This is a genomic window from Micromonospora sp. D75, assembly GCF_018070405.1.
GTDB classification, from domain to species: Bacteria; Actinomycetota; Actinomycetes; order Mycobacteriales; family Micromonosporaceae; genus Micromonospora; species Micromonospora chalcea.
The window spans coordinates 1-653 of sequence record NZ_JAGPXV010001137.1; the positions used below are offsets into that span (position 1 = coordinate 1).

Annotated in this window: 1 pseudogene; it reads left to right on the top strand. The window is 77.0% G+C overall.

Annotation, left to right across the window (positions count from 1 at the left end):
- Positions 1-653 (top strand): annotated as a pseudogene (locus KBX39_RS32510) (lantibiotic dehydratase family protein); the annotation flags it as partial.

Sequence of the window (653 nt, forward strand, 5' to 3'; positions counted from 1 at the left end):
CGCTCGTCTCCCCGGACGGCCCGATCGGCCGGGCCGGCGCCACGCTCACCGCACGCTGGGCCGAGCTGTTCGGCCTGGCCGACCTGCCCGAGGGGCAGCCGGAGCTGCGGCTGCGCGCCGCGGACCTGACCGACCGGGTCCGGGAACTGTTCCCGGCGACCCGACCCGGCTGGCCGTCGGCCCGGCTGCACAACCCGGACGTGCAGCTGTGCGCCGCCTCGCCGGAGGCCGTCGAACGCGGCGACTTCCTGCTCGTGCTCGGCGAGCTGCACCCGGCGTCGGTCGCGTTCGACAGCGCGGTGCTCAGCCCGTTCCACCCCGACCCGGCGGCGCTGCGCGCCGACCTCGACGCCGACCTGGGCCCGGTCCGGCTGCGGGTGCTGTGGCCGGACAGCTTCCCCCGCCGCACCACCCGCACCACGTACGCGCTGACCGGCCCGGCGGACCGCCAGCTCGGCATCGACACCGCGCACGGCGCCGACGTGGACCGCCTGGTCCCGGCCACCGCCGTGCTGGTCGAACGCACCGGCGACACGCTCACCGCGGTCTTCCCCGACGGCGCCCGCTGGCCGCTGATGGAGGTCTTCGCCACGCTGCTCGGCTCGCTGCTGCTCGACGCGTTCAAGCTGCTCGGCGCCGCGGCGTACACGCCC